This window comes from Nocardia sp. NPDC060220 (genome assembly GCF_042727815.1).
Classification (GTDB): Bacteria; Actinomycetota; Actinomycetes; order Mycobacteriales; family Mycobacteriaceae; genus Nocardia.
Window position 1 is genome coordinate 1 of the sequence record NZ_JBHWZY010000273.1, and the last position, 7,794, is coordinate 7,794.

Here is a 7,794-nt window from a genome sequence, read left to right on the forward strand (position 1 = left end):
CTGCTCAAGGATCGCGTCGCCGACGTCGGTGACTTCGTCGACGCGCTGCACCGGGTCGCCACCGGCGGCACCGCACTCGATCCCGAAGTGGTGAGTCAGCTGATGGGCGCGTCCCGGCAACAGGATTCGCTCGCCCGGCTCACCCCGCGCGAGCGGGAGGTGCTCGAGCTGATGGCGCAGGGCCTCACCAACAACGCCATCGCCACCTCGCTCACCGTCACCGAGCGGGCCGTCGAGAAGCACATCGGCAATATCTTCACCAAACTCGATCTGCCACCGTCGGATACCCGCCATCGCAGGGTGCTGGCGGTGCTGCGGCTCAAGGGATGAGCCGCAGACGACGCACCGTCAGACGGCAGGGCCGCTGTTCGGCGCTGTCGCGGCGACACTGCCCGCGATGCCCTTGGCGATGGAGCCGGTGATCCGCTCGGTCACCGCGCTCGTCGAGCGCAGCAGCAGTTGCAGCGCGGGCTTGCCCTCCACGGCGAAGGTCCACGTCAGCCGGGTTCCCGTGGCGGTCGGCGTCAGCTCGATGTCCTCGGCGAAGCGGCGCAGGCCGGGGATCGAGGCGAAGTCGACGGTAAAGGTCATGCGCCGCTGGTCGTCCCAGCGGTAGAAGCGTTCGGTCAGCGCGGCGATGCGCCCGAGGGTGACGACGCGGCAGGTGCCGACGCCGAACGGGCGCGGCGTGGTCCACCGCATGCCGGTGACCAGCCCGGACCACGACACCAGCGCGTCATCAGCGACCAGGGCCGCCCACACCGCCGAGGGCGGCGCGGCAATGTCGATGACGTGGACGTAGCGGTTCGCCGCGTTCGCGAGGAACGCGTCGTCGGATTCGGTCAATGCGAAAGCCTGAGCCATGACTGTCCTTGTTCTTCCTGTTGTCGATCGACTGTCGATAATCCGTTCCAGCACAGGGCGGCCGCGGTGTCGACCGCGTCGCTTTTGGAGATCGGCCGCCCGGCCTCCAGCCAGTGGCCGGCCGTGAGGCGGCTGATACCCACCAGCGCCCAGGCGTGGATCTCGGCCCTGGCCTCGTCCACCCCGCCCGCGCGCAGTTCCACGCTCACCAGGGCGGCGCAGTCGCGCATCGCGGTGCGCACCCGCCATTCGACCGACGGCTCGCTGGGCACCGGCGATTCGAACACCAGCACATACCCGCCGACGTCGTGTTCGACGAAGTCGAAGTAGGACATCACCGCCCGGCGCACCCGCTGCCGTGGGTCGGTGTCGCGGGCGACGGCGGCCCGGACGCCGTCGACCATCCGGTCCAGATTGTGCTGCAGCACAGCGAGATACAGGTCGAGTTTGCCCGCGAAGTGGTCGTAGAGCACCGGTTTGCTGATCCCGGACCGCGCGCTGATCTCCTCCATCCGGGCGCCGTGGTAGCCGTGCGCGACGAACACGTCTTGCGCGGCGACCAACACCGCCTGTCTGCGGCGGGCCCGCGCGGCGGGCCCCCGCAGACCGAGCGGTGACGTGTCGGTTCGCACCTAGCTGTCTGCCTCGGTCACCGGTCGGCCTCCGCGGAACGGTCCCGGATGTCGGTGACGATGGCGGAGAAGTCACGCCCGGCGTCGGTCTGGTTGAACCGCGCGTAGATCGCGGCGGCGAGTTCGCCGAGCCGGCCGTCGACCCCGTTGGCCTGCAACGCGTTCGCGGCCAGGGTGAGGTCTTTCGACATCAGCGCGGTAGCGAAGCCGGGCTGGTAGTCGTTGTTGGCCGGGCTGGTGGGGACCGGGCCGGGCACCGGGCAGTAGCTGGTCAGTGCCCAGCTCTGGCCGGATGCGGTGGAGACCACGTCGAAGAACGACTGATGGCTCAGGCCGAGCCGCTCACCGAGAACCAGTGCCTCCGACAGGCCGATCATGGAGATTCCGAGCAGCATGTTGTTGCAGATCTTGGCGGCCTGACCGACGCCGGAGTCACCGCAGTGCACCACCTTGCCGCCCATTACCTCCAGCACATCGCCGGCGTCGGCGAAGTCGGCGGCCGTGCCGCCGACCATGAAGGTGAGGGTGCCCGCGGTGGCACCGGCCACCCCACCGGAGACCGGTGCGTCCAGCGGTCGATGTCCGGCCGTCACAGCCTGGGCCGCAGCGGCTTTCGCGTCGGCCACATCGATGGTGGAACAGTCGAGGAACAGGGTGCCCGGCGTGGCGGCGGGCAGCAGCTCGGCGTAGACGTCGAGGACGAGTTTGCCGTTGGGCAGCATGGTGATCACCACGTCACGGTCGACGGCGGCCTCGACGGCGGTGGCCACCACCGTCGCGCCGTCGGCGCGCGCCTGCTCCTGCGCGGCGGGCACCGGGTCGTAGGCGAGCACGTCGTAGCCCGCCCGCACCAGATTCGCCGCCATCGGGCCGCCCATGTGGCCGAGCCCGAGGAAACCGATCGTCTTCGTCATCGCTGTGCCTCCGCTGTCGTCGAACCCAGTTCCGCCGCACCCAGACCGGCGAAGTACGCCGCCACCTGCTCGTCGGTCACCTCGGCGAGGGTCGCGGGCCGCCACTGGGGATTGCGGTCCTTGTCGATCACCTGGGCGCGGATGCCCTCGACCAGGTCGTGCGAGCCGAGTGAGGCGACCGAGACCCGATATTCCTGGTCCAGCACCGCCTCGAGGCTCGGCAGGTCCTGCGCGGCACGCAAGGCCCGCAGCGTGACCTTCAGCGCGACAGGGGATTTCGCGAGGAGAGCAGCGGCTGCCTCGACGGCCTCGGGCGCTTCGTCGGCCTGGAGCCGCGCCGCGATCTCCTCGACGGTGTCCGCGTTGTAGCAAGCGTCGATCCAGCGCTGCTGTGCGAGCAGGTCCGAGGCCGGCGCGGACTCGGCGAACTTGGCGATCGCCGCGTCGACACCGACGGTGCCCAGCGCGTCGAGCAGCTCGGGTAGTGCGTCGGAGGGCACGTAGTAGTCGGCGAATCCGGCCGCGATCGCGTCGCCCGCGGACATCCGCGCGGTGGTCAGCGCCACGTGCGTGCCGAGCTCACCCGGTGCCCGCGACAGCAGGTAGGTGCCACCGACGTCGGGGACGAAACCGATGCCGACCTCGGGCATCCCGATCTTGGACCGTTCGGTGACGATGCGGTGGCTGCCGTGCCCGGCCAGGCCGACCCCGCCGCCCATCACGATGCCGTCCATGATCACCACATACGGCTTGGGATAGCTGCCGATCAGCGCGTTGAGGTGGTACTCGTCGCGCCAGAACCGCCCGGTGGGCGAATCGGCGCCCGCCGTGCCGCCTTTCGCGTCGGCGTGAATGGCGACGATGTCGCCGCCCGCGCAGAGCCCGCGCTCCCCCGCGCCGGTGACCACGACGGCACGCACCGCGTCGTCGTGAGCCCAGGAGCGCAGCGCGTCGGTGATGGCCAGTGTCATCGCGTGATTGAGCGCGTTGATGGCCTTGGGCCGGTTCAGGGTGATCACGCCGAGACCGTCACGGACGGCGATCAGCACCTCGGGTTCGTCGGTCATGCTGCTCCGATCAGCGAGCGGGCGACAACCACCCGCATGATTTCGTTGGTGCCCTCGAGGATCTGATGCACCCGCAGGTCGCGCACGATCTTCTCCAGGCCGTATTCGTGCAGGTAGCCGTAGCCACCGTGCAATTGCAGTGCCTTGTTGGCCACGTCGAAACCGGTGTCGGTGGCGAATCGCTTCGCCATCGCGCACAGCGATACCTTGTCCGCCGCGTCCGCGTCGAGCGCGGCGGCGGCCCGCCACAGCAGCGTCCGCGCCGCCTCCAGTTCGGTGGCCATGTCGGCCAGCTCGAACTGTAGTGCCTCGTTGCGCACCAAGGGTTTTCCGAAGGCGTGGCGTTCGGTGAGGTAGCGGACCGTCTTGTCGAGCGCGGCCTGCGCGCCGCCGATCGAGCAGGCGGCGATATTGAGCCTGCCACCGTTGAGGCCGTTCATCGCGATCGAGAAGCCGTCGCCCTCCTCACCGAGCCGGTTGGCGACCGGCACCCTGGCACCGTCGAGGATCACCTGCCGGGTCGGCTGCGCGTTCCAGCCCATCTTCCGTTCGTTCGGTCCCACCGTCAGACCCGGTGTGTCGGCCGGGACGATCAGCGCCGAGATGCCGCGCGGGCCGTCCCCGCCGGTTCGCACCATCATCACGTACACGTCGTTGGCGCCGGCGCCGGAGATGAATTGCTTGGCGCCGGACAGGATGTAGTCCTCGCCGTCGCGAACGGCCTTGGTACTCAAGGCCGCCGCGTCGGATCCGACGCCCGGTTCGGTGAGCGCGTAACTGCCGAGCAGCTCCAGCGCGGCCATTCCCGGCACCCACCGGTGGCGCTGCTGCTCGGTGCCGTAGGCATCGATCATCCACGTCGCCATGTTGTGGATGGAGATGTACGCCGCGACCGAGGGGCACCCGGTCGAGAGCTGTTCGAAGATCCGCACCGCGTCGAGCCTGCGCAGTTCGGAGCCGCCGACATCGGCGCGCACCGAGATGCCGCCGAGCCCGAGCGGGCCCGCCTTGTGCAGCACGTCGACCGGGAAGTGTTTGCGCTCATCCCAATCCAGCGCGTTGGGCGCCAGGAACTCGTCGGCGAACTGGCGCGCGGTCTCGCCGATCGCGCGCTCGTCCGCATCGAGGGTGAACATTGCCGCCTCAGTCCATCGTCGGGATGACGAAAGCGTTGGACTCCTTGAGCCCGGCAGGCCAACGCTGGGTCACCGTCTTGGTCTTGGTGTAGAACCGGATCGAATCCGGGCCGTGCTGGTTGAGATCACCGAAGCCCGAGCCCTTCCAGCCACCGAAGGTGAAGTAGGCGATCGGCACCGGAATCGGCACATTGACCCCGACCATGCCGACCTGCACCCGAGCGGAGAAATCGCGCGCGGTGTCACCGTCGCGGGTGAAAATCGCGACACCGTTGCCGTATTCGTGCTCGTCGACCAACCGCAGCGCTTCTTCGTAGTCGCCCGCGCGGACCACGGTGAGCACCGGGCCGAAGATCTCCTCTTTGTAGATCCGCATATCGGCGGTGACATTGTCGAACAGGCTCGCGCCGACGAAGAAGCCGTTCTCGGCACCCTCGACGCTCAGGCCGCGGCCGTCGACCACCAGGTCGGCGCCCTCGTCGACCCCGATCTGGACGTAGTCGTTGACCCGGTTCACCCCGTCGAGCCCGACCAGCGGACCGAAATCGGCGCCCGCGTCGTCGGAGCGCCCGACATTGAGCTTGTGCACCCGCTCGGTCAGCTTCGCGACCAGCCGATCAGCGGTCTCCGCGCCCACCGGCACAGCCACCGACAGCGCCATGCAGCGCTCCCCCGCGGACCCGTACGCCGCACCGATCAGCTGATCGGCGACATCGTCGAGGTCGGCGTCGGGCATCACGACCGCGTGGTTCTTGGCCCCACCGAAACACTGCGCGCGCTTGCCGTTGGCGGTCGCGGTCTCGTAGATGTACTGGGCGATCGGAGTCGAGCCGACGAAACCGACCGCCTTGATCCGCTTGTCGCCCAAGATCGTGTCGACGGCTTCCTTGCCGCCGTTGACCACGTTGAACACCCCCGGCGGCAGACCCGCCTCGAGGAACAGCTCGGCCAGGCGCAGCGGCACCGACGGATCGCGTTCGGAGGGCTTGAGCACGAAGGCGTTACCGCAGGCCAGCGCCGGACCCGCCTTCCACAGCGGGATCATCGCCGGGAAGTTGAACGGCGTGATACCGGCGACGACACCCAGCGGCTGACGCATCGAGTACACGTCGATACCGGTGCCCGCGCTGTCGCTGTACTCGCCCTTGAGCAGGTGCGGGATGCCGATGGCGAACTCGATGACCTCGAGGCCGCGCTGGATGTCGCCCTTGGCGTCGGCGATGGTCTTGCCGTGCTCGGAGGAGAGCAGCGCGGCCAGGCTGTCCATCTCGTCGTTGACCAGGTTCACGAACTTCATCAGCACCCTGGCGCGCTTCTGCGGGTTGAACGCCGCCCACACCGGCTGAGCCGCGGCCGCGTTGTCGATCACCGCGCTCACCTCGGCGGCATTCGCCAGCGGAACCCTGGCCTGCACCTGCCCGAGATTCGGATCGAAGACGTCGCCGAAGGCGCCGGAAGTGCCGGTGACGTGCTTGCCGCCGATGAAGTGCGTGAGTTCGCGAACCATGCCAGTCCTACTCCGTTGATGTCGGTCGCGCGGTGTGCGCAGTTGGAGGGTTTCCAATAGTTGGATGTCCAAGTAATTGGTACCTTCGCAGTCCGGCCCGGTGTTTGTCAATGCAGGACCGACACTATTGACATACCGCCAACAAAGTAGTGCAGAACTCGAGACCAGCTACGCGGGGCCGACCGGGTCACCGAGGACCCGACCACACCCTTCCCCCCGATGCGGAGCCCGCGCTTACAACCCGGCTACCAGAATCGGAACCACATACGTGCGGGCGAACGCCGCCAATGCTTGCTCCGAGCCGGTGTCGATGGTGCCCACCGGCTGCAGGATCAGCGAGTGCACCACGCGGCAGACCACTTCGACCCGAGCGCTCAGGTCGGGAATGTCGGGGAATCGGCTGTCCTCGAGCACCTTTCGGAGGATCTCGGTGGACGCCGCGACCGAGAGCAGGAAGAACGACGCCCCGTCGACGGTGAGCTGGGGCAGCAGGCGGTCGGCCTCCAGCGTGAGCAGCCGCTCGACCAATGGGTGCGCCCGCCATCGCGTGATCACGGTGGTGAACACGTCGACGACGATGTCGTCGAAGGTGTCGTGGCGCGCCGGGATCTCACCCAGGTCGGCCAGCAGCCTGCGCACCTCCCGTTCGAAGGCCGCGCTCACCACATCGTCGCGCGAACCGATCCGCCGGTAGACGGTGGCGCGGTCGACGTCGGCGGCCTTGGCGATGTCCTCGATCGTCGTCTTGCGCACGCCCACCCGCTCGAACTGCACGAGGGCGGCATCGAGAATTCGTTCTTCGACGGAGTCGGCGGTGGGCGAATTTCCCGAGGTCGCGGCGGTGGAGAGCACGCTTCGACGGTATCAGGCGCGGCGGGTCCCGATCACAACCGCAGATCAGATCCGTCTGCAACATTGCGATAGTATTTGTTGCACTGTACGGTTCCGATATGGCTGATAACGGTGCAACGGCGCGCTCCTATCAGGAACAAGCGCACGCAATTCACGCGCGGGATGTGCATTTCGACTTCTCGTCGGTGCCCCTGCACTACATCCCGGGCGAAGTCCTCGCGACACATGTCACCAACGTGATGCATCTCGTCCTCCCCGAGGGCGAACGGGCGATGGCCACCTGCCTGGCCGAAGCCCTGCCCTACATCGAGGACGAGCGGCTGCGGGAGGAGGTCACCGGGTTCATCGGCCAGGAATCGATGCACGCCAGCAGCCACGAGGGCGCGCGGCGGCATCTGCAGTCGATCGGACTCGATGTCGAGTCCTATGTCGCCAAGATCGCCTGGCTGGTCGACCGGATCCTGGGCGACCAGGGACTCACCGGCCGCGCCAAGGAGCAATGGCTCAAAGAACGCCTCGGCCTGTTCGCCGGGATGGAACACTTCACCGCCGTCATCGGCGAATGGCTGCTGGAATCGGACGTACTCGCCGAGCTCGGGATGGACCCGACCATGCTCGATCTGGTGCGCTGGCACGGCGCCGAGGAGGTCGAGCACCGCAGCGTGGTGTTCGACGCCTACATGCACGTCGACGGCGGCTACGCCCGCCGACTGCGCACCGGGCTGCTCGCCAGCGGCACCCTGCTGCCGCTGTTCGTCGTCTCGACCGCGTACCTGTATCGCCAGGATCCGAGCAAGGACAAGGGCCGCTCCTGGGCCAGGC

General features: G+C 68.0%; 9 protein-coding genes. 2 read left to right on the top strand and 7 right to left on the bottom strand.

Annotation, left to right across the window (positions count from 1 at the left end):
• Positions 1–330 (top strand): helix-turn-helix transcriptional regulator (locus ACFWF3_RS16125; RefSeq protein ID WP_379314283.1); only part of this gene is annotated, 330 nt, incomplete at its 5' end.
• 18 nt (positions 331–348) lie between these two features.
• On the opposite strand, the gene ACFWF3_RS16130 is transcribed toward ACFWF3_RS16125, so the two are convergent.
• From ACFWF3_RS16130 to ACFWF3_RS16160, 7 genes are all read right to left on the bottom strand, one after another.
• Positions 349–864, bottom strand: coding sequence for an SRPBCC family protein (locus ACFWF3_RS16130; RefSeq protein WP_379314284.1), 516 nt, complete (start codon positions 862–864; stop codon positions 349–351).
• Positions 843–1,496, bottom strand: coding sequence for a TetR/AcrR family transcriptional regulator (locus ACFWF3_RS16135; protein ID WP_379314285.1), 654 nt, complete (start codon positions 1,494–1,496; stop codon positions 843–845). Before ACFWF3_RS16135 ends, ACFWF3_RS16130 begins: the two co-directional genes overlap by 22 nt.
• A gap of 17 nt (positions 1,497–1,513) precedes the next feature.
• Complete coding sequence (gene mmsB, locus ACFWF3_RS16140) at positions 1,514–2,410, bottom strand: 3-hydroxyisobutyrate dehydrogenase (RefSeq protein WP_378989739.1); 897 nt, start codon at positions 2,408–2,410, stop codon at positions 1,514–1,516.
• Entirely contained in the window at positions 2,407–3,477 is a 1,071-nt protein-coding gene (locus tag ACFWF3_RS16145) for an enoyl-CoA hydratase/isomerase family protein (protein WP_379314286.1), read from the bottom strand. Before ACFWF3_RS16145 ends, mmsB begins: the two co-directional genes overlap by 4 nt.
• Entirely contained in the window at positions 3,474–4,613 is a 1,140-nt protein-coding gene (locus ACFWF3_RS16150; RefSeq protein ID WP_379314287.1) for an acyl-CoA dehydrogenase family protein, read from the bottom strand. Before ACFWF3_RS16150 ends, ACFWF3_RS16145 begins: the two co-directional genes overlap by 4 nt.
• Before the next feature lie 7 nt (positions 4,614–4,620).
• Complete coding sequence (locus ACFWF3_RS16155; protein ID WP_379314288.1) at positions 4,621–6,120, bottom strand: CoA-acylating methylmalonate-semialdehyde dehydrogenase; 1,500 nt, start codon at positions 6,118–6,120, stop codon at positions 4,621–4,623.
• A 234-nt stretch (positions 6,121–6,354) separates the two neighbouring features.
• Positions 6,355–6,972, bottom strand: a complete 618-nt coding sequence (locus ACFWF3_RS16160) for a TetR/AcrR family transcriptional regulator (RefSeq protein WP_378989735.1) — start codon at positions 6,970–6,972, stop codon at positions 6,355–6,357.
• Between the two features lie 98 nt (positions 6,973–7,070).
• Here ACFWF3_RS16160 and ACFWF3_RS16165 point away from each other — a divergent pair.
• Positions 7,071–7,794, top strand: a 724-nt coding sequence (locus ACFWF3_RS16165; RefSeq protein ID WP_379314289.1) for a metal-dependent hydrolase, incomplete at its 3' end; no start/stop codon positions are given.

Bases quoted from the DNA above. Each gene is read 5' to 3' on its own strand.
- ACFWF3_RS16150 (WP_379314287.1), bottom strand. From the start codon at position 4,613: ATGTTCACCCTCGATGCGGACGAGCGCGCGATCGGCGAGACCGCGCGC.
- mmsB (WP_378989739.1), bottom strand. From the start codon at position 2,410: ATGACGAAGACGATCGGTTTCCTCGGGCTCGGCCACATGGGCGGCCCG.
- ACFWF3_RS16145 (WP_379314286.1), bottom strand. From the start codon at position 3,477: ATGACCGACGAACCCGAGGTGCTGATCGCCGTCCGTGACGGTCTCGGC.
- ACFWF3_RS16130 (WP_379314284.1), bottom strand. From the start codon at position 864: ATGGCTCAGGCTTTCGCATTGACCGAATCCGACGACGCGTTCCTCGCG.
- ACFWF3_RS16155 (WP_379314288.1), bottom strand. From the start codon at position 6,120: ATGGTTCGCGAACTCACGCACTTCATCGGCGGCAAGCACGTCACCGGC.